Here is a 21,018-nt window from a genome sequence, read left to right on the forward strand (position 1 = left end):
GTTGGGTGGAAGTGCCCCTAAAGTAACCGAGCGTTGGGTGAGCGGACCAACTCCAGCAGGCGGGCAAAGATGCCCTCCCCGTCGTCGGCGATCCCGTCATGGTGGAAGTCGGCACTTTCCCACACATGTAGGCCCTTGACAGCGGCAGCTGTCGCGACGGCGATGTCCCTGTCGACAAAGATGTCTTCCGAGTACACGGCTGCGGCCACCGGAACCGTATTGCGGCTCAGCGCAGACAAATCGTACAGATTTCCCCAACCCTCCGTACGGGTAGCCAGTAACTGCGCTACCTCTGCCAGCGGTACCAGCGCTGGATCCTGCTCGAAGTACCACGGGTACACGGCTTCGCCCGTTAGCAGGGGTTCATTAGCATCGGGGTGAAACTGGGGGTGCTTGGCCAAGACTCGAGCCGCGGCCCAGTTACTCGCCTTACCCTGAACGTAGATGGACTCGTGCATGAGTGCATAGAGTGGATTCGCGCCCCGGGTGACCTGAGCCCAGACCTGGGCGAGGAAGCCATCAGAGAGGCGATCGCCGTCGGGCGTGGGAACAAACGCATCCTCAAAGAGGAAGTGCAACGCGTCGATCCGGGTGTTCCCACCAAGGTAGTTTCCCAGCATCTGCACGCGTTCGGGGGTGAGGCGTTCACCCGAGGGCAGAAACTCTGGAACGGCTACGACGTGAGAGATGATTTTGGTGAAAACGGCCCTGTCTTGGGGATAGCGCGCAAAGTACTCGGCGTTCCGGTCCAGAAGCCTGGCGAAGGTAGCTTCATAGACTTGTTCTGGCGGTCCGCTAAGGGGTCCCAGACCACCCGTGATGAGCGCCTCTTTCAGACCCTCTGGAGCAAAGGAAAGATAGGTCAAGGCGCAGAATCCGCCATAACTCTGGCCGAAGATGGTCCAAGGTGCAGAGCCAAGCTCATTCCTGATGAGCTCGGCATCGGCCACAATGTCCGTGGCGCGGAAATGGGAAAGGTAATCAGCTTGGGCGCGCGGATCTCCGATGAGCGGCAGTGTTTGCCGGTTGGCAGGAGTGGAAAGACCCGTCCCGCGTTGGTCAAGCATGAGGACGCGAAAGCTCTTACAAGCCTCCGCCAGCCAGCCATTGAGACCCAGGGGCCGGTTGCCGCGCCCGCCCGGACCACCTTGGAGGAACAACAGCCAGGGTAGCTGCTCCTTCTCTAAGGCGGGATCAAAGAGTTCCCGCGCAAAGACCTCGATTGTAGCTCCGCTGGGCTCCGCGTGGTTCAGCGGTACAGTGAAACGGTGGTCGCGCATGGCTACGCCACGGACAGTGTATTTTGCGCTCATGCGTTGACACCCACGGAAGTTGCCCCGAAGCTGCCCAGCCCCGCTCCGTCAAGACGGAAGACGTGCCAGCCGTCCATGGGCGCGGCCCCGATGGACTTATAAAAGTTGATTGATGGTTCGTTCCAGTCCAATACGCTCCATTCAACGCGGGCGTAGCCACGTTCAACGGCTATCTGCGCCAGGGCGCGCAGCAGCGCCTTTCCGTAACCACCGCCACGGACCTGCGGACGTACATAAAGATCCTCGAGGTAGATGCCCATGGTGCCCTCCCACGTGGAATAGTTCAAGAACCACAGGGCGAAACCGATGATGGGCTCTCCGGCGGTAGGGTTATCAACCACGTGAGCATAGATGCCGGGATTCTCGCCAAACAGGTTCTCGTGGAGCATCTCCACCGTGTTCTTAACGGCATCTGGTTCTTTTTCATAAACGGCGAGATCATGGATCATGGCCAGGATCGCGGGAACGTCAGAGGGCACAGCGGTGCGGATCAAATTCATGCTTCGAGCATATCTGGTGCACCACTGTCCGCGTCTACATACGCGCGAAATCCAGTATTTGTACGACGGCGGCGCCAGCCTCATTGGAAGCCTCAAGGTCAACGGTAGCCGTGATTGACCAGTCGTGGTTCCCCTCTGGATCAGCCAACGTTTGGCGTACTTTCCACGTTTCTGCGCTCTCAGTGATCTCCAGCAATGCCGGTCCGCGTGCTGCTGGGCCCGACTCGATGAATTCGTGTTCGTCCCAGTACTCGTCCAGCGCGTCAGCCCAACGGTCAGCGTTCCAACCGTGATCGCCGTCGAGCTCACCCAACGCTGCAAAGTCGTCATGGGCGGCTAGCTCCACTCGGCGGAACATTTCATTGCGTACCATGACCCGGAACGCACGGTAGTTATCGCTCAAGCGTGGGGGAGTGGGAGGACCGGCCTGTTCTGTAGCCAGTTCTTCGACATCGCCGCTAGTCATCTTCTCCCACTCATCCAGGAGGCTGGAGTCAACTTGCCGGACGAGTTCACCCAACCAAGAGATGATGTCTTGGAGATCTTCCCGGAGTGCGTCTTGGGGGACTGTTTGTCGCAAAGCTTTGTAAGCGTCCGTGAGGTAACGCAGAACGATTCCTTCGGACCGGGCCAGCGAGTAATACTGGACGTATTCGCCGAAGTTCATGGCGCGCTCATACAGATCTCGAATGATCGACTTAGGGCTTAGCTCAAAATCTCCGACCCATGGTGCACCCTTGCGATATACATCGAAAGCGCCAAACAGCAGCTCAGCTAGCGGCATCGGGTACGTGACCTCGTCCAAGATGGCCATACGTTCGTCGTATTCGATGCCCTCGGCCTTCATCGCCGTGATTTTTTCAGTCCTAGAGTGCCTGAGCTGGGCGCTGAGAATCTGACGTGGTTTCTCCAACGTGGATTCTATGACGGAAATGACGTCCAGTGCATAGCTGGGGGACTCGGAATCCAGAAGGTCCAAAGCTGCTAACGCGAACGGAGACAATGGCTGGTTCAAGGCAAAGTTCATTTGCAAATGAGTTGTCAGACGAACGGTGCGTCCGTCTGACTCCAATTCGTCCGCCGGGATTCGTTCCACAATGCCTGCACCAAGCAATTCGCGGTAAATACCCAACGCTTTACGGAACAACGTGCGTTGGGCCGACGGCGATTCATGGTTCTCACTCAAGAGCTTGCGGGCAGCTTGGAACGGATCCCCGGGGCGTTCGAGCAGGTTCAGCAGCATGGCGTGAGTGAGCACAAAGCTGGATGTCAGCGGTTCGGGGACCGACTCGGAAAGCCGGATAAAAGTGGGTTCACCCCAGCTGACAAAGCCCTGCTGGGGCTTTTTCTTGACTACTTGGCGCAGCTTTTTTGCATCGTCACCAAACTTAGCCATCGCTTTAGCCATAGCTTTAGTGTTCTCAATGACATGCTCAGGTGCCTGCACAATGACCGTACCTGCCGTGTCATAACCGGCGCGGCCGGCCCGCCCGGCGATCTGCTGGAACTCGCGTACCTGCAACACGCGGGTGCGCACGCCGTCGTACTTACTCAGTGCTGTCAGCAGAACAGTACGAATCGGGACATTGATGCCCACCCCCAAGGTGTCAGTCCCGCAGATGACCTTCATCAGTCCGGCCTGGGCCAACTGCTCAACAAGCCGGCGGTACTTAGGCAGCATTCCAGCATGGTGGACGCCTATACCGTGACGCACCAGGCGGTTGAGAGTCTTGCCAAAACCTGCTGAGAAACGGAACCCGGCAATGAGCTCGCCGATCTTGTCCTTCTCTTCGCGGGTACAGACGTTGATACTCATCAGATTCTGTGCCCGGTCAATGGCTTCGGCCTGGCTGAAATGCACGACATAAACGGGGACCTGCTTGGTGGCGAGCAGTTCCTCCAAGGATTCATGCACACCAGTCGTGACGTAGTAGTAATGCAAGGGGATGGGCCGCACGGCGGATGACACGGTGGTGGTAACCCGGTTTGTCAGCTGCGTCAGTTCCTTTTCGAAACGGCTGACATCACCCAACGTGGCACTCATGAGCAAGAACTGCGATTGCGGCAGCTCCATGAGTGGAACCTGCCAGGCCCAGCCACGTTGCGGGTCCGAATAATAGTGAAACTCGTCCATGATGATGACGCCTACATCGGCATTTTCGCCTTCACGCAAAGCAATGTTTGCCAGTATCTCCGCCGTGCAGCAAATAATCGGTGCGTCTTGGTTTACGGAGGAGTCCCCGGTGATCATGCCAACGTTCTCGGCGCCAAAGATCTCGCAGAGAGCAAAGAACTTCTCGGACACAAGCGCCTTGATCGGTGCCGTGTAGTAACTGGATGCACCCCGAGCCATGGCGTTGAAATGTGCGGCGATCGCAACCATCGATTTACCGGATCCCGTGGGCGTGGACAGGATCACGTTGTTGCCGCTGACCAACTCGATGGTGGCATCTTCCTGGGCAGGGTACAACTCCAACCCACGGTCCATGGTCCACTCCAAAAATGCTTCCAAAACGTCATCGTCGCTGGAGGTCTGTGGGTCAAGGCCGGAGAGTTGTTCAAAAAGATTCATTGTTCCTCCAGTCTAGGGGCGTCCGCTGTGACAAGATAACGCCAGGGTTATACAGCCGTCCACCTGGGATCCGGCAGAATGGGACAGCGGCAGTCCACCCGCAAAATGAGCTCACAGAATATGCCCACAGAAAAACTGCGCTGACAGTACCCCTAGTACTGGAGTAGTTTGTTAGCTGAAGCAACTAGTGCCCGCGGGTACCCAATCGCAAGGAGAATCCGTGCTGTATCGGTTGATAGCGCGAAATCTGGCGCCGCATAAAGCGCCGTTAATAGCCATCGTGGTTTTGCAATTCCTTTCCACTTTAGCGTCCTTGTATTTGCCAACCCTTAACGCGGACATTATCGATGATGGTGTAGTCAAGGGAGATATCGGGACTATTTACAGTCTCGGCATGTGGATGCTCGTCATAACGGCTGGCCAGGTGGTCGCTGCTATCGCCGCAACGTTCTTGAGTGCACGGCTGGCCATGGGTGTGGGGCGGCAAATTCGCAGGGACCTGTTCAACCAAGTGGAGACATTCTCCGCCCAGGAAGTGGGAACCATTGGTGCTCCCTCCCTGATTACCCGGACCACCAATGACGTCCAGCAAGTTCAAATGCTGACGCTGATGTCTTTTACTCTGATGGTGACGGCCCCCATCATGAGCATCGGTGGAATCATTTTGGCTATGAAACAAGATGTTCCGCTGTCGGGGCTGCTTCTGGTGATCCTGCCGGTGCTCATCATCGCCATTGCGCTGATCGTGCGGGTACTGGTTCCCACGTTCCGCAAAGTCCAGCACCAGCTCGATGACATCAATGGTGTGCTCCGAGAGCAGATCACCGGTATCAGTGTCATCCGCGCTTTCGTGCGCCGTGACTATGAGGCGCAGCGCTTCGATACTGCCAACGGGGCCCTGACCGCCTCACAGCTGCGAGCAGGGCGTTTGCTGGCCTTGATGTTCCCGACCATCTTCTTCGTCGTCAATGTCACCAGTGTGGGCGTGCTGTGGTTTGGTGGGCAGCGGATCGACTCCGGGAGCATGCAGATTGGTGCCCTGACAGCGTTCCTGAGTTACATCATGCTCATTCTCATGTCCGTCATGATGGCCATGTTCATGTTTATGATGATTCCTCGAGCCGCCGTTAGCGCTGAGCGAATCCAGGAAGTCTTGGATCTGGTGCCCTCTGTTGCTGACACCGTTGATTCCGTGCACGTGGAACACTTTGACGGGCATCTGTCGGTACGGGATGCGTCGTTCAAGTATCCGGGTGCGCAGGATCCTGTACTTGCCGGCGTGAGTTTTGATGCGGCACCAGGAACGACGACGGCGGTGATCGGTTCCACGGGTAGCGGCAAGTCCACACTGATAAATCTCATACCCCGGCTCTTGGACGCCACCGTAGGCCACATCGAACTAGGTGGCCACAACATCACAGAGGTGACGCTGGAATCCCTGCGCAAATCCATCGGTCTGGTGCCGCAAAAGGCCTATCTGTTTTCGGGGACTGTGGCCAGCAACGTTCGAATGGGCAAAACTGGGGCCAGTGACGAAGAAGTTTGGGCAGCGCTGGAAGTGGCACAGGCTGCTGACTTCGTCCGTGAGATGCCAGAGGGCTTGGACGCTCCCATCGAACAGGGTGGTTCCAATGTTTCCGGGGGACAGCGTCAGCGCCTTTGTATTGCGCGCGCCGTCATAGGAAAACCTTCTCTTTATCTCTTTGACGACAGCTTTTCAGCCCTTGACTATGCCACTGATGCGAAATTGCGGGCCGCGTTGAAGCCAGTGACCACGAATGCTGCTGTGTTAGTGGTCGCCCAACGGGTAGGTACTATCAGACACGCGGAAAACATCCTGGTGTTGGATGAGGGCAAGCTCGTGGGACAGGGCACTCACGATGAATTGATGCGTTCATGCCCCACTTACCAAGAAATTGTGACCTCTCAAATGACTGACGAAGATCAGGAGCAATCGGTATGAGCATGATGAGGGGCGGGGGAGGCCCGCCGCAAAAAGCGATGGCGTTCGGGCCCAGTCTTAAACGAATTCTTCGGCTCATGGCCCCGGACAAGCTACGGATCGCCTGGGTGGTTTTTCTGGCTGCGATCTCCGTAGGGCTTTCGGTCGTAGCACCAAAAATCTTGGGACAGGCAACCGACATCATCTTCAATGGTGTGGTGGGGCAGATGTTGGCCAAGGAATTCCCGGCTGGGACTAGCAAAGAGGCGGCTGTGGTGGGCCTGCGTGCGGCTGGTCAGGGCCAGATCGCCGACATGCTCAACGGTATGAATGTAGTCCCCGGTGTAGGCCTGGACCTTGGCGCCCTCGGCATTGTGCTGATGATCGTTTTAGGTCTTTACATTGTGGCGTTCTTCTTCAACTGGTCTCAAGGATTCATTACGACAGGTATTGTCCAGCGGGCCATGTACAGGCTGCGTAGGGACATTGAAAACAAGCTTGACCGGCTCCCCATGTCGCATTTCCAGCAAGAGTCTCGTGGAGATGTGCTCTCACGCGTCACCAACGACATCGACAATTTCTCCCAGACGCTTAACCAAACACTGACCCAGTTGCTGATCGCTGTGCTCACCGTGGTGGGCGTCCTTGGCATGATGTTCTCAATTTCACCACTACTAGCGGGCATTTCCTTGCTGACGGTTCCCATCATCGCCGCACTGACGGTGGTGATCGCTAAACGCTCACGGGTGCAGTTCATGATGCAGTGGAAGTCCACTGGTGATCTCAACGGTCATGTGGAAGAAATGTTCACCGGTCACGAGGTCGTCAAAGCCTTCGGACAGCAGGACGCTGCCATCGAAAAGTTCAAAGTCTCCAACGACGAACTCTACGAGTCCAGCGCGAAGGCACAGTTCATCTCCGGGATTATCATGCCGAGCATGAATTTTGTCTCCAACCTCAACTACGTTGTGGTTGCCGTCCTGGGCGGTATTCAGGTGGCATCTGGCATCCTCACGATCGGTTCGGTTCAGGCGTTCATTCAGTACTCTCGCCAGTTCAGCCAGCCGATGGCGCAAATTGGAAGTATGATCAATCTTCTCCAATCCGGGGTCGCTTCCGCGGAGCGGGTTTTCGATCTACTTGATGCACCGGAACAGAGTCCGGATCACCACCCAGCGGAAACTTTGGAGAGGGTCGTTGGCCGCGTTGTGTTTGATCACGTGAACTTTGGATACACACAAGGAGAACACCTGATCAAAGACCTATCCTTGGTGGCGGAGCCCGGAGAAACTGTGGCGATCGTAGGTCCGACCGGCGCCGGTAAGACTACGCTTGTCAACCTCCTGATGCGGTTCTACGAGATAGATTCCGGCACTATCACGATTGATGGGGTAGACACCGCGAAACTCACCCGGGATGATCTTCGCAGTCAGTTCGGGATGGTTCTCCAAGATGCCTGGCTCTTTGGTGGAACGATCCGAGAAAACTTGGCGTACGGAAAACTCGGTGCCACCGAGGAGGAGATTCTGAGTGCGGCGCAAGCCACGCATGTTGATCACTTTGTGAGGTCCCTGCCGGATGGCTACGACACCGTCTTGACCGACGACGGTGGCGGGCTCAGCCAAGGGCAGCGTCAGCTGATGACCATCGCCAGAGCGTGGATCGCGAATCCCGGGATCCTGATCTTGGATGAGGCGACGAGTTCCGTGGATACCCGCACAGAGGTAATGATCCGCCAGGCCATGAATCGGCTCCGACGGGATCGCACAAGTTTTGTGATAGCTCATCGACTCTCCACCATTAGGGACGCCGATCTGATTCTCGTCATGCGTGATGGAGAAATTGTGGAACAGGGAACTCATGAACAACTCCTAGAACACAAGAATTTCTACTACGATCTGTACATGAGTCAATTTGGCGATCCACTTGTGGAAGAAGTAGAACTGGCGTGAACGCCATGGAGACGATTGAGCGAAAATGGACGCTGGACCCAGAATCGTCGGTCCCGCCCTTTGATCAAGTGCGCCTGCGGATTCTTGACCTTGCGGCCTCAGGGGCGTTGGCTGCTGGCACCAAGTTGCCCTCTGTTCGGTCCCTCGCAACGAATCTGGGAATAGCCGTGAATACGGTGGCTAGAGCCTACCGGGAGTTGGAACAGGCAGGGATTGTTGCCACAGCCGGGCGCAGCGGGACGCTCATCACCTCAGGCGGGGATGTGATCGCGGAGAAGGTCGCAGCGGCGGCGGACGTTTTTGCCGCCGTCGTGCGGGAAGTCGGGATGCCGACACGTAAAGCCATAGCCTTGGCGTCTGCTGCTCTTGAACGCGGGATGGACGCGTAAAAACATCGCAATGCGTTCGTGTGAACGCCCGGACTCTCTTGCTCATACACACGTCTATTCGAATGAACTTTCGAGTATACTAATGAGCGTTGGTGCAGTACTACGTCTGTTGTTTAGGCGGCAATTCAAAGGAAACAATGCCCCAGTCTGATAATTTGCAGCCGGCCGTAAAGCGCCCGGATCTTTCCCGGTTAGTGGTCAAGGGAGCGCGTGAGAACAATCTTCGCAACGTTGATCTCGACCTGCCCCGTGATGCCATGATTGTCTTCACCGGCTTGTCAGGTTCCGGGAAGTCCTCACTAGCGTTTGACACGATCTTTGCCGAAGGTCAGCGCCGTTACGTTGAGTCTCTCTCAGCCTACGCGCGTCAGTTCTTGGGTCAGGTGGATAAGCCCGACGTTGACTTCATCGAGGGCCTCTCCCCGGCCGTGTCGATTGACCAGAAGTCGACCTCGAAAAACCCAAGATCAACGGTGGGTACCATCACCGAGATCTATGACTACATGAGACTTTTGTGGGCACGGGTTGGTACTCCGCATTGCCCTGTCTGTGGTGAGCCGATTGCAAAGCAGTCCCCGCAGCAGATCGTAGATCAGCTTCTGGAGATGGAAGACGGCACCCGTTTTCAAGTCTTGGCCCCGGTGGTACGTGCCCGTAAAGGTGAGTTTGTGGATTTGTTCCGGGAACTCACGGCGAAGGGTTACTCACGCGCCAAAGTGGATGGGGAGCAAGTGCAGCTCTCAGATCCGCCAAAACTGAAAAAGGCATACAAGCACACCATTGAAGTGGTCGTGGATCGACTTGTGGTGAAAAGCGGAATTCAGCAGCGTCTCACGGACTCCGTGGAGACAGCCCTGGGCTTGGCTGAGGGTCGGGTCGTCGTAGAACTGGTCGATCTCGCGGAGGACGATCCCGGACGTCTACGCCAGTTTTCGGAGAATCTCGCCTGTCCTAATGAGCACCCGTTGGCCATCGATGAAATTGAACCGCGCTCCTTCTCCTTCAACAATCCTTTTGGCGCTTGTGCGGCATGTAGCGGCATAGGCACCAAGCTTGAAGTCGATGAGGAACTCGTTGTTCCGAATCCTTTTCTTTCCCTGCGCCAAGGTGCGATCGCACCTTGGTCCTTGGGTGTAGCCACCACGGAATATTGGAACCGCCTGCTCGAAGGACTAGCCGGGGAACTTGGTTTCAATATGGAGGTGCCCTGGAATAAGTTAGACACCGCATCCCGGACGGCTATTCTGTACGGCAAGGACCACAAAGTAGTTGTGCAGTACAAGAACCGATTTGGTCGCGAACGCAAGTACAGTACGGGCTTTGAAGGTGCTGTGCAGTACATTCAGCGTAAACATACGGAAACCGAATCCGATTCTGCGCGGGACCGCTACGCCGAGTACATGCGCCAAATTCCATGCCCGTCCTGCGGCGGCGCACGACTGAACCCGGCGTCGTTGTCGGTGCTCATCAATGGCAAGTCAATCGCTGAAGTTTGTGCCCTTTCAATGCGGGACTGTTTTGGGTTCCTCTCAAATCTGGTGCTGACGGGCCGCGAAGCGCAGATTGCCAGCCAAGTACTCAAGGAGATTCAGGCGCGCCTGAAATTCCTGCTCGATGTCGGGTTGGAGTACCTGAGCTTGGAACGGGCCTCGGCCACTCTCTCGGGCGGAGAGGCGCAACGCATCCGTCTTGCGACTCAGATTGGATCAGGGCTGGTCGGAGTGCTGTATGTGCTCGACGAGCCGTCCATTGGTCTGCACCAGCGAGACAACCGTAGGTTGATCGAAACCCTCACTCGTTTGCGGGATCTTGGCAACACCTTGATCGTGGTTGAGCACGACGAAGACACGATCTCTGAAGCCGACTGGATCGTTGACATAGGCCCGGGCGCTGGCGAACACGGCGGCCAGGTAGTGCACTCAGGATCCCTGGCTGGACTGCTGGAAAATACCAACTCTCTGACTGGCGACTATCTTTCCGGACGGAAGTCCATCGCCATACCTGCCAAACGCCGCAAGTATGACAAGAAGCGCGAACTGAAGGTTATTGGGGCCAAGGAGAACAACCTGTGCACCATCGATGCAGCCTTCCCGCTTGGCCTACTGACCGCAGTGACCGGGGTTAGCGGTTCAGGTAAGTCCACTTTGGTCAACGAAATCCTCTACAAGGTGCTTGCCAACAAGCTCAATGGTGCCAAACAGGTCGCCGGACGGCATCTGCGTGTTGACGGTTTGGAGCACCTGGATAAAGTCGTCCATGTGGACCAAAGCCCGATCGGGCGGACACCGCGTTCCAACCCTGCTACATACACGGGCGTCTTTGATAACATCCGAAAACTCTTTGCCGAAACCAATGAATCCAAGGTTCGCGGCTACCAGCCTGGACGTTTTTCCTTCAACGTCAAGGGTGGACGTTGCGAAGCGTGCACGGGTGACGGAACACTGAAGATCGAAATGAATTTCCTCCCGGATGTCTACGTCCCGTGCGAGGTATGTCACGGTGCTCGCTACAATCGCGAAACCCTGGAGGTGCACTACAAGGGCAAGTCGATTGCGGATGTTCTGAATATGCCCATTGAGGAAGGTGCCGAGTTCTTTGCCGCCTTCACGCCGATTGCCAGGCACCTGCGGACCCTGGTGGATGTGGGGCTCGGCTACGTCAGGTTGGGGCAGGCCTCGACCACACTTTCTGGGGGCGAAGCGCAGCGTGTCAAGTTAGCCGCTGAACTACAAAAACGTTCCAACGGGCGCAGCGTCTACGTCTTGGATGAGCCCACCACCGGGCTGCACTTCGAGGACATTCGCAAGCTGTTACTCGTGCTTCAAGGGCTGGTTGAAAAAGGCAATACCGTCATTGTGATCGAACACAATCTCGACGTCATTAAAAGTGCCGACTGGATAGTAGATATGGGCCCCGATGGTGGAGTGGGTGGTGGACGCATCATCGCCACGGGGACGCCCGAAAAGGTCGCTAAGAGCACTGAAAGCTACACGGCTTCCTTCCTGGCAGAAGTGCTCAAGGCTCAATAGCACAAGTATTCCCTTCACGGAATGAATGATGCCCTTCGAATGTGGTTCGTGCGAAGCTATTGACGTGACTACTGCCGTTTCGGTTGTTTGCCGCGAAGATTTTCCTCTGCCGTGCTTCTCAAGCTTGGTGGGGGCATCGTTGATCATGCATGGTGCTAAAGCCGCTGTGGAGTTTAAGCGAAAGGCCGTTCATGGCACTGTATGACTTGACACGCGTCGTGACGAAAGGTGCCATCCGCGGTCTTTGCAGACCGCGCGTCCTGGGGCTGGAGAACGTGCCTCTGGAAGGGCCAGTGATCGTTGCTGCCAACCATCTCTCCTTCTTAGACTCGGTAATAGTCCAAGCATTGACACCACGGCCCGTTTCCTTCTTTGCCAAGGCAGAATATTTCACGGGCAAGGGCATCAAGGGTCAACTGATGAAGTCATTCTTTGAAGCTGTGCACTCCATCCCAGTAGAGCGTGGGGAGCAAGCAGCCAGTGTCAAGGCACTTAAAACGCTCGTTGAGATTCTCTCTCGGGGCGACAGCATTGGAATCTATCCGGAAGGTACTAGGTCCCGGGACGGTATTTTGTACCGGGGTCGGACAGGTGTGGGATGGCTCGCTCTGACGACCGGTGCTCCCGTGGTTCCAGTGGGCATCATTGGCACCGAAAAACTCCAGCCAGCCGGGCGGAACGCCATAAAGCCTGCTCCTTTCACGCTAAAATTTGGTGCGCCTCTACATTTTGAAAAAACCGGTCCAGACCACTCATTGCCCGCCCGCAGAGCCGTGACCGACACCATCATGGATGCAATCGCAAAATTGAGTGGACAAGAACGCAGCACAAAGTACAACCAAAGCCCAAGCCTGGAATAGTGCAGGCAAGCACTAGTGCCATTTTGTGGGCCGGCAGTTCGCCGCGGCACTACCCACGGTGACAGAATAGAGATGTGGCAGATCCAGCAAGTTACCGGCCCCGACCCGGCGAAATTCCTACCGACCCCGGTGTGTACAGGTTCCGTGACGAACATGGCCGCATCATCTACGTGGGCAAAGCAAAGAACCTGCGTTCCCGGCTCAACAGCTACTTTGCTAATCCGGCAACGTTGCTCCCTAAAACACATGCCATGGTCCACCACGCCGCCAGCGTCCAATGGACCACGGTCGGCAGTGAACTTGAGGCGTTGCAGCTCGAATATACGTGGATTAAAGAATTCGCACCACGGTACAACCTTGCGTTTAGAGACGATAAAACCTATCCGTACCTGGCCGTGTCCATGGGGGAGAAGCTTCCTAGAGTCCAAGTCATGCGTGGGGAACGCCGCAAAGACACCAAATATTTTGGTCCTTATACGGCAGGTGCCATCCGGGAAACCATGGATACTTTGCTGCGCGTCTTCCCCGTCCGTAGTTGCAGCACCGGAGTACTGCGACGAGCCGAGCGTAGCGGACGCCCTTGTCTGCTTGGCTATATCGACAAATGCGCTGCTCCCTGCGTGGGCCGCATCAGCGTTGAGGATCACAAAGCCCTAGCGCAAGATTTTTGTGACTTTATGGGCGGGGAAGGCAAACGGTTCATTGCCAAGCTGGAAAAGGAGATGGCCTCGGCCGTCTCGGAGCTCGAGTACGAGCAGGCCGCCCGGCTACGAGATGACATCATCGCACTGCGCAAAGTGTTCGAACGCAACGCAGTGGTCCTAGCGGAAGACACCAACGCAGACATCTTCGCTGTGGAACAAGACGAACTTGAGGCGGCTGTTCAGGTATTTCATGTCCGCGGCGGACGCATCCGTGGACAGCGGGGCTGGGTGGTGGAAAAGGTGGAGGACGCCACTGAGGCGGATCTCTGGGAGCACCTCATGCAGCAGGTGTATGGCGGTCAGGGCGAACAGTCCGATGTCATTCCTCGCCGAATCCTGGTACCCCAGCTACCAGCCAATCATGGCGAGTTGTCGACCTGGCTTGGTGAGATTCGCGGAGGCAAAGTGAGCATTTCTGTTCCTCAGCGGGGGGAGAAGGCGGCGCTCATGGGAACTGTCGCCCAAAATGCTCGTCAATCCATGATTTTGCACAAGTCCCGCCGGGCTGGAGATCTCACGAGCCGTTCTTTGGCTTTGCAAGAGCTACAGGAAGCATTGGATTTGCCGATGCCGCTGCTACGGATCGAGTGCTACGACATCTCTCATGTGCAGGGTACCAACGTGGTCGCTTCCATGGTGGTCGTTGAGGACGGGCTGGCGAAAAAGAGTGAGTACCGAAAGTTTTCCATCACCGGTGAGGCCGCAATTGACGACACCGCCTCCATGCATGATGTGATCACACGCCGTTTCCGCAACTATTTGGCCGAAAAAGCAGCCAGATCGGCGCTGGCAACGAGCAGTGGAGAAGTTCCCCGAGCCCAAGTAACGATCCCAAACATTGATGTGCCGGGCCTTGGTGTATCTGGGCAGGAGCTACCCGCGGAGGTGCCCAAATCTAAGTTCGCCTACCCTCCCAATCTGGTGGTGGTCGACGGTGGCGTCCCACAGGTCAATGCGGCCCAGAGAGCGCTATCCGAACTGGGGATCACCGATGTGGCTGTGATCGGATTGGCAAAGCGGCTGGAGGAGGTGTGGGTACCCGAGAGTGACTTCCCAGTTATTCTGCCCAGATCATCCGAAGGACTGTACTTGCTACAGCGCATCCGCGATGAAGCCCACCGTTTCGCGATCACCTTCCATCGGGCCAAACGCGGCAAAGCGATGACGGCTTCCGTCTTGGACTCCGTGCCGGGTATGGGCTCAGCCAAACAAAAAGCTTTACTGTCCCACTTTGGGTCCCTGAAAAAGGTGCGTGGTGCAACGGTGGAAGAACTGGCACTAGCTAAGGGCATAGGGCCAGTGCTGGCACAGGCGATCCACGAGACCGTCAGCGCTGAGCAGGCAGTACGCGCAACCCCATCCGTCAACATGGCAACTGGGGAGATCCTTGACTAAGCTTCTAGTGATCGACGACAACCGGTGGTCCCGTGACGGATAGTCTCGGAGCCCCAAATTTTTGGCATGACCGCACCACCCCAAACTGCACCACACCACGAACTCACACTCTACGAGACGCACCACGACACGAGGACAAGCAATGACGGAGCATCCACACTCGCCCCAGGTTGACGACAGTGGCATGACGCCGATCAAGCCGGTGGAAGCCGAGCTTTTGGTGGTAACTGGTATGTCCGGCGCTGGCCGGAGCACGGCAGCCAACGCGCTTGAGGACCATGGCTGGTATGTCATTGAGAATCTTCCACCTCAGATGCTAGGAACATTAGCGGAGCTGGTGTCGCGCATGCCCGCGGCTCTTCCCAAGCTGGCCGTCGTGGTTGATGTTCGAGGTAAAGCGCTCTTTGCCGACATCCGCGAATCTCTCAATGCGCTCTCCGCGGCCGGAGTTAGCTACAGGGTGTTATTTCTGGATGCAAGCGATGAAACCCTTGTCCGCCGTTTCGAACAAGGGCGCCGTCCTCACCCATTGCAAAAGGACGGCCGGATCCTTGACGGCATCGCTGCGGAGCGTGTTCTCTTAGCTGAGATGAAGTCTCAGGCAGAGATGGTGTTGGACACGTCAGGGCTGAACGTACACGAACTTGCTTCTGCGGTGACGGAATTATTCTCCGAAACCGGACCAGTAGTGCTCAGCTTGACGGTCATGAGTTTTGGCTTCAAGTATGGACTCCCGGTGGATGCGAACTACGTGGCGGACGTCCGCTTTATTCCCAACCCACACTGGATTCCGGCCCTGCGCCCCCTGACGGGACAGGACGCAGCGGTCAGTGAATTTGTTCTTAACGACAATGGGGCAGCAGAATTCGTGGACCGTTACGTCCATGCCTTGGAGCCCGTACTGGCCGGATACCGTCGCGAAAACAAACACTATGCCACGATTGCGGTGGGCTGTACCGGCGGGAAGCATCGTTCGGTGGCCGTTGCCATTGAGCTTGCGAAACGCTTAGGCCAGCTTCCCCGAGTGACGACCAGTATCCGTCACCGCGATCTAGGCCGGGAGTAGGCGTGTACACGGGCATACTGCCCATCATTCCGGCCGGCGGACGGCTACCTGGCTTAGAGACTGGCATACGCGTTACAGCGCTTGGCGGTGGACACGGGCTCTCTGCGTCGTTGTCGGCATTGCGGCTGTTGACGAGCAACATTACGGCGGTGGTAACCGTTGCTGATGACGGCGGATCCTCCGGAAGATTGCGTGAGGAATTAGGAGTTCTTCCGCCTGGCGACCTTCGTATGGCACTGTCCGCGTTATGTGACGACACTGACTGGGGACGCACATGGCGCGATGTCATGCAGCATCGCTTCGCCTCAAAGGAGGGCGTCACGGGTTCTCTGGACAACCATGCTCTTGGCAATTTGTTGATTGTCACTCTATGGGAATTGCTGGGGGATACCGTTGCAGGTTTGCGCTGGGCGGGTGCACTTCTGGGCGCGCGGGGCGAGGTCTTGCCGATGGCGAGTGTCCCCCTGACCATTGAGGGCCGGCTAAAAGCATCCGTAGACGCCCTACATCCGCAGGGACGCGTGATCACAGGACAGGCCAGGCTGGCTAAGGCCGGGGAACTAGAACATGTGCGCCTGCTACCAGTTGATGCACCTGCCTGTGCGGAGTCAGTGGCCGCCATCCACGCCGCAGACTGGGTGGTTCTAGGCCCAGGTTCCTGGTACACCTCGGTGCTCCCTCATTTGCTCCTGCCACAATTGCGAACAGCACTGTGTACCACCAAGGCAAAACGGTTACTGACCATGAACCTGGATGTGGACGATCAAGAGGCCGAGGGAATGGACGCTGCGGACCACCTGCACGTTATTTCTAGGTATGCGCCCGAGTTCGGAGTGGACGTGGTGTTAGCGGATCCATCGTCGATTGGCGACGTTAATAAGTTCACGGAGGCTGCCGCGATGATCGGCGCAGAGGTAGCGTTCTGTAAGGTAGGAACCCCGGGGGGGACGCCCATTCACGACCCGCTCCGGCTTGCCGCAGCGTATCGGGACATATTCGGGGAAACGAGCATTTGAAAGTGGGAATCACACTATGGCGCTGACAGCGGCTGTCAAAGAGGAACTGTCCCGGTTGGACATCAGAAAGTCCTCGGTACGTAAGGCGGAAGTATCAGCGCTGCTGCGGTTCGCTGGGGGACTGCACATTATCTCCGGGCGCATCGTGATTGAAGCAGAAGTGGATTCAGCAGCGACAGCCAGGCGGCTTCGCATTGCCATTTCAGAAATCTACGGTCATCAGAGCGAGATTGTCGTCGTCTCTGGTGGGGGCGGGCTTCGCCGAGGCAATCGGTACATCGTACGCGTAGTGCGCGACGGGGAGGCTTTGGCTCGCCAAACAGGCCTGTTGGACGGGCGAGGCCGCCCAGTCCGGGGCCTGCCTTCAGTAGTGGTCAACGGCTCTGCTGCCGACGCGGAAGCCGTCTGGCGGGGCGCATTCCTAGCTCACGGCTCCCTGACGGAACCTGGCCGGTCCTCGGCCTTGGAAGTCACCTGTCCTGGGCCAGAGGCGGCACTGGCCTTGGTCGGAGCCGCACGCAGGATTGATATTGCCGCTAAGGCTCGAGAAGTCCGTGGGATTGATCGTGTTGTGATCCGCGACGGCGACACGATTGCTGAACTTTTGGTGCGGATGGGTGCCCATGAAACCCTGTTGGTGTGGGAAGAACGTCGCATGCGCAAGGAAGTACGTGCCACGGCCAACCGGCTAGCAAATTTTGATGACGCCAACTTACGTCGTTCGGCCCAAGCAGCAGTAGCTGCCGGTGCCCGCGTAGACCGTGCCTTGGAAATTCTCGGTGAAGATGTTCCCGAGCACCTCAAGTATGCCGGCGAGCTCCGGGTTGCCCACAAGCAGGCAAGCCTGGATGAACTGGGTCGGCTAGCCGACCCGCCGTTGACGAAGGACGCAATCGCAGGGCGGATCCGTCGCTTGCTAGCGATGGCAGATAAAAAAGCCATCGACTTGGGCATTGCCGGCACCGAGTCCAGTGTCACGTTTGAGATGTTGGAATCATAAATGTGCCTAATATGAAAGAGTAGAAATATAACCGACCACCACGTTGGTTATGCAGTTTGTCTGTGGGAGCAATCCCATACATAAACCCACCAGAAGAATCGCTACGGAGGAACCGTGACCAAGTACACACTTCCAGAACTCAGCTATGACTACGCTGCACTGGAGCCCAACATTTCCGCCCGAATCATGGAGCTGCATCACAGCAAGCACCATGCGGCATACGTGGCTGGCGCCAATACCGCGCTGGAAAACCTCGCCGAAGCACGCTCCAGCAACAACTTCGCCAATGTGGCTAAGTACTCCAAAGATCTCGCCTTCAATCTGGGTGGACACACCAACCACTCCATTTTTTGGAACAATCTCTCTCCGGAGGGTGGCGACAAGCCTGAGGGCGAGCTAGCCGCAGCCATTGATGATTCCTTTGGTTCCTTCGACGCCTTCCGCGCCCACTTCACCGCGGCAGCCATGGGCATCCAGGGTTCAGGGTGGGCATTGCTCTCCTACGAGGGCCTCGGCGGAAATATCCTCATCGAGCAACTCTTTGATCAGCAGGGGAACGTCCCTGTAGCTACCACGCCGTTGCTGATGTTGGATATGTGGGAGCACGCTTTCTACCTCGACTACGTCAACGTAAAGGCTGACTACGTTAAGGCTTTCTGGAACATTGTGAACTGGGCTGACGTTGCCAAGCGTTTTGAGGCAGCACGTAAGAATGCCACCGGACTGATCCTGCCCTAACGGACAGGCTAAAACCGGCCAATTTGTGACCAATATGTGGACGCCCGCCCCGCCTGACTGGCGGGGCGGGCCCCTTGGAACGTAATATGGATCACGGCGTCTGCATCGCAACGCGCGCCAAGAACAATCTCTGCCCAACGTCGTGCGGGAACCACCGGTTGAATAATTTTCATTCAATCTGACAATGGGTGCCGGTTACCGGCACCAAGGAGAGAGAATCAGTGACTACTCGTATTGGCATCAATGGATTTGGCCGGATCGGACGCAACTACTTCCGCGCAGCGTTGGCACAAGACGCTGACCTTGAGATCGTTGCCGTCAACGACCTCACCAGCCCCGAGGCCCTAGCGCACCTGCTCAAGTATGACTCCGTCAATGGACGCCTTGGCGTTTCCGTTGAGGTTGTCGACGGCCACCTGGTCGTCGATGGAAAAACCATCACCGTATTGGCAGAACGTGACCCTGCAAATCTCCCCTGGGGCGAGTTGGCTGTTGACATCGTCATTGAATCCACGGGCTTCTTCACCAAGGCATCGGACGCCCAAAAGCACATCGATGCAGGAGCTAAGAAGGTGCTGATCTCCGCTCCCGCCTCCGACGAGGACATTACCATTGTGCTCGGAGTCAATGATGAGCTCTACGATCCTGCAACACACCACATCATCTCTAATGCCTCCTGTACCACCAACTGCCTAGGCCCGCTGGCCAAAGTTCTCAACGACAACTTCGGCTTGGAGCGTGGCCTGATGACCACCATCCACGCTTACACTGCTGATCAGAACCTGCAGGATGGCCCGCACCGAGACCTTCGCCGTGCCCGAGCTGCAGCGATCAACATGATCCCGACGTCCACTGGTGCTGCCAAGGCCATCGGCTTGGTTTTGCCCGAGCTCAAGGGAAAACTGGACGGCTTTGCCATCCGCGTGCCTGTTCCAACCGGCTCCGCCACGGATTTGACTGCCACGCTTAGCCGTGAAGTCACTGTCGCGGAAGTCAACGCTGCATATAAGGCGGCAGCGGCGGAAGGGAAACTGGCTGGCTACCTCACTTACACCGAGGACCCCATCGTCTCTTCGGACATCGTCGGGGACCCGGCGTCGTCAATCTTTGACTCGGGCCTGACGAAAGTCATCGGCAATCAGGTCAAGGTTGTTTCCTGGTATGACAACGAGTGGGGCTATTCCAACCGCCTGGTCGACCTGACCGAACTCGTAGCCTCTAAGCTCTAAGGAACCGAATGACACTTCACACCCTCAACGAACTCATCGATGAAGGTGTCCGCGGGCGGCACGTTCTAATCCGTTGTGATTTGAACGTGCCGCTTGACGGCTCTGTAGTCACTGATGATGGCCGCATCAGGGCCTCCCTGCCTGTGATCAAGGCACTGGCCGACGCCGGGGCCAAGGTTCTCATTTGCGCCCACCTAGGCCGACCCAAAGGTACCCCTGATGCTAAGTATTCTCTGGCGCCTGCTGTGGCACGACTTGCCGAGCTGGCTCCGGAACTGAAGGCGACTCTGGCCGGTGACACGACAGGTCCTGCCGCTGTGGCCGCCTCGGCCGCACTGGCCGAGGGCTCGGTACTGGTCTTGGAGAACGTCCGTTTTGATGCGAGGGAAACCTCCAAGGACGATAATGAACGGCAATCGTTTGCTGGCGAGCTCGCCGCTCTAACTGGTGACCACGGGGCCTATGTAGATGATGCCTTCGGCGCAGTCCACCGCAAACACGCCAGTGTTTTTGACATAGCTAAGCTCCTGCCGTCCTACCAAGGGGATCTGGTACGCACAGAACTTTCGGTTCTGCGCAAGCTGACAGCTGACGTAGCACGTCCCTATGTAGTGGTTCTTGGTGGTTCTAAGGTTTCCGACAAGCTCGCCGTTATTGAAAACCTTCTGGGGAAAGCCGACACCATTATGGTCGGTGGTGGGATGCTGTTCACTTTTCTGGCAGCTCAGGGCTACAAAGTCGGCTCGTCACTGCTGGAAGTTGATCAGATCCCGGTCGTTTCGGACTATTTGTCCCGAGCAGCTGATGCAGGTACCACCTTTGTGCTTCCAAGTGACGTCGTCGTGGCCTCTAAATTTGGCGCCGACGCCGATCATGAAGTTGTGCCGGCCAACGCCATCGAGTCTTCCTCGTTCGGAGCAAATGGCTTGGGGTTGGACATTGGGCCGGAGTCCGGAGCTGTGTTTGCCCAGGCGATCGCAGGCGCTAAGACTGTTTTCTGGAATGGGCCCATGGGTGTTTTTGAGTTCGCTGCGTTTGCGGAAGGTACGCGAGCAGTAGCCAAGGCATTGGCATCGAACAGTGCCGATGGTGGTTTCACCGTTGTAGGCGGTGGCGACTCGGCCGCGGCTGTCCGAACCCTCGGATTTGCGGATTCTGACTTCGGGCACATCTCCACTGGTGGTGGGGCTAGCTTGGAATTCCTTGAAGGCAAGGTCCTTCCAGGGCTGAGTGCACTGGAGCGCTAGTAGCTATGTTTGGTGGCGGGAGCGATCCCGCCACCAAACCCCAACCCGCTGCGGGTCAATTTTTTA

The 21,018-nt window shown here is 56.9% G+C and carries 15 protein-coding genes; 12 read left to right on the forward strand and 3 right to left on the reverse strand.

Going from position 1 to position 21,018, the window contains the following annotated elements; all coding sequences use genetic code 11:
* Positions 1–17 precede the first annotated feature (17 nt).
* The 3 genes from LOH53_RS14600 to LOH53_RS14610 are packed head-to-tail and all read right to left on the reverse strand — an operon-like array spanning position 18 to position 4,385.
* The gene (locus LOH53_RS14600; RefSeq protein ID WP_230068488.1) at positions 18–1,313 is read right to left on the reverse strand and encodes an alpha/beta fold hydrolase; all 1,296 of its coding nucleotides are present in this window, start codon (positions 1,311–1,313) and stop codon (positions 18–20) included.
* The gene (locus LOH53_RS14605) at positions 1,310–1,813 is read right to left on the reverse strand and encodes a GNAT family N-acetyltransferase (RefSeq protein ID WP_230068489.1); all 504 of its coding nucleotides are present in this window, start codon (positions 1,811–1,813) and stop codon (positions 1,310–1,312) included. Before LOH53_RS14605 ends, LOH53_RS14600 begins: the two co-directional genes overlap by 4 nt.
* A 34-nt stretch (positions 1,814–1,847) precedes the next feature.
* Positions 1,848–4,385: a DEAD/DEAH box helicase gene (locus tag LOH53_RS14610; protein ID WP_230068490.1), complete on the reverse strand. Its 2,538-nt coding sequence runs from the start codon at positions 4,383–4,385 to the stop codon at positions 1,848–1,850.
* A 220-nt stretch (positions 4,386–4,605) separates the two neighbouring features.
* Between LOH53_RS14610 and LOH53_RS14615 the strand changes: the two genes are divergently transcribed.
* The 12 genes from LOH53_RS14615 to LOH53_RS14670 all read left to right on the forward strand — a co-directional run bounded on the left by LOH53_RS14615 (position 4,606) and on the right by LOH53_RS14670 (position 20,952).
* Positions 4,606–6,348 carry an ABC transporter ATP-binding protein gene (locus LOH53_RS14615; protein WP_230068491.1) on the forward strand — a complete coding sequence of 581 codons (1,743 nt, stop codon included), beginning with the start codon at positions 4,606–4,608 and terminating at the stop codon, positions 6,346–6,348.
* A complete protein-coding gene (locus LOH53_RS14620) occupies positions 6,345–8,279 on the forward strand; it encodes an ABC transporter ATP-binding protein (RefSeq protein ID WP_230068492.1) in 1,935 nt (644 codons plus the stop codon). Before LOH53_RS14615 ends, LOH53_RS14620 begins: the two co-directional genes overlap by 4 nt.
* Before the next feature lie 5 nt (positions 8,280–8,284).
* A complete protein-coding gene (locus LOH53_RS14625) occupies positions 8,285–8,668 on the forward strand; it encodes a GntR family transcriptional regulator (protein ID WP_230068550.1) in 384 nt (127 codons plus the stop codon).
* 137 nt (positions 8,669–8,805) lie between these two features.
* Positions 8,806–11,697, forward strand: coding sequence for an excinuclease ABC subunit UvrA (gene uvrA / locus LOH53_RS14630; protein WP_230068493.1), 2,892 nt, complete (start codon positions 8,806–8,808; stop codon positions 11,695–11,697).
* 191 nt (positions 11,698–11,888) lie between these two features.
* Positions 11,889–12,557 (forward strand): lysophospholipid acyltransferase family protein, encoded by a 669-nt coding sequence (locus LOH53_RS14635; RefSeq protein WP_230068494.1) that lies wholly within the window; start codon positions 11,889–11,891, stop codon positions 12,555–12,557.
* 74 nt (positions 12,558–12,631) lie between these two features.
* Complete coding sequence (gene uvrC / locus LOH53_RS14640) at positions 12,632–14,656, forward strand: excinuclease ABC subunit UvrC (protein ID WP_230068495.1); 2,025 nt, start codon at positions 12,632–12,634, stop codon at positions 14,654–14,656.
* Between the two features lie 142 nt (positions 14,657–14,798).
* The gene (gene rapZ, locus LOH53_RS14645) at positions 14,799–15,722 is read left to right on the forward strand and encodes an RNase adapter RapZ (RefSeq protein ID WP_230068496.1); all 924 of its coding nucleotides are present in this window, start codon (positions 14,799–14,801) and stop codon (positions 15,720–15,722) included.
* A 2-nt stretch (positions 15,723–15,724) separates the two neighbouring features.
* Entirely contained in the window at positions 15,725–16,738 is a 1,014-nt protein-coding gene (locus tag LOH53_RS14650; protein WP_376991582.1) for a gluconeogenesis factor YvcK family protein, read from the forward strand.
* Between the two features lie 16 nt (positions 16,739–16,754).
* A complete protein-coding gene (whiA, locus tag LOH53_RS14655; RefSeq protein ID WP_230068497.1) occupies positions 16,755–17,738 on the forward strand; it encodes a DNA-binding protein WhiA in 984 nt (327 codons plus the stop codon).
* A 114-nt stretch (positions 17,739–17,852) separates the two neighbouring features.
* Entirely contained in the window at positions 17,853–18,476 is a 624-nt protein-coding gene (locus LOH53_RS14660; RefSeq protein WP_230068498.1) for a superoxide dismutase, read from the forward strand.
* A gap of 221 nt (positions 18,477–18,697) precedes the next feature.
* Complete coding sequence (gene gap / locus LOH53_RS14665) at positions 18,698–19,705, forward strand: type I glyceraldehyde-3-phosphate dehydrogenase (protein ID WP_230068499.1); 1,008 nt, start codon at positions 18,698–18,700, stop codon at positions 19,703–19,705.
* An 8-nt stretch (positions 19,706–19,713) separates the two neighbouring features.
* The gene (locus tag LOH53_RS14670; protein WP_230068500.1) at positions 19,714–20,952 is read left to right on the forward strand and encodes a phosphoglycerate kinase; all 1,239 of its coding nucleotides are present in this window, start codon (positions 19,714–19,716) and stop codon (positions 20,950–20,952) included.
* The last annotated feature ends 66 nt before the right edge of the window (positions 20,953–21,018 follow it).

It is taken from the genome of Arthrobacter cryoconiti (assembly GCF_020905375.1).
Lineage (GTDB): Bacteria > Actinomycetota > Actinomycetes > Actinomycetales > Micrococcaceae > Specibacter > Specibacter cryoconiti.

Bases quoted from the DNA above. Each gene is read 5' to 3' on its own strand.
- LOH53_RS14635 (WP_230068494.1), top strand. From the start codon at position 11,889: ATGGCACTGTATGACTTGACACGCGTCGTGACGAAAGGTGCCATCCGC.
- LOH53_RS14600 (WP_230068488.1), bottom strand. From the start codon at position 1,313: ATGAGCGCAAAATACACTGTCCGTGGCGTAGCCATGCGCGACCACCGT.
- LOH53_RS14625 (WP_230068550.1), top strand. From the start codon at position 8,285: ATGGAGACGATTGAGCGAAAATGGACGCTGGACCCAGAATCGTCGGTC.
- LOH53_RS14620 (WP_230068492.1), top strand. From the start codon at position 6,345: ATGAGCATGATGAGGGGCGGGGGAGGCCCGCCGCAAAAAGCGATGGCG.
- LOH53_RS14605 (WP_230068489.1), bottom strand. From the start codon at position 1,813: ATGAATTTGATCCGCACCGCTGTGCCCTCTGACGTTCCCGCGATCCTG.
- LOH53_RS14670 (WP_230068500.1), top strand. From the start codon at position 19,714: ATGACACTTCACACCCTCAACGAACTCATCGATGAAGGTGTCCGCGGG.
- uvrA (WP_230068493.1), top strand. From the start codon at position 8,806: ATGCCCCAGTCTGATAATTTGCAGCCGGCCGTAAAGCGCCCGGATCTT.
- rapZ (WP_230068496.1), top strand. From the start codon at position 14,799: ATGACGGAGCATCCACACTCGCCCCAGGTTGACGACAGTGGCATGACG.
- whiA (WP_230068497.1), top strand. From the start codon at position 16,755: ATGGCGCTGACAGCGGCTGTCAAAGAGGAACTGTCCCGGTTGGACATC.
- LOH53_RS14610 (WP_230068490.1), bottom strand. From the start codon at position 4,385: ATGAATCTTTTTGAACAACTCTCCGGCCTTGACCCACAGACCTCCAGC.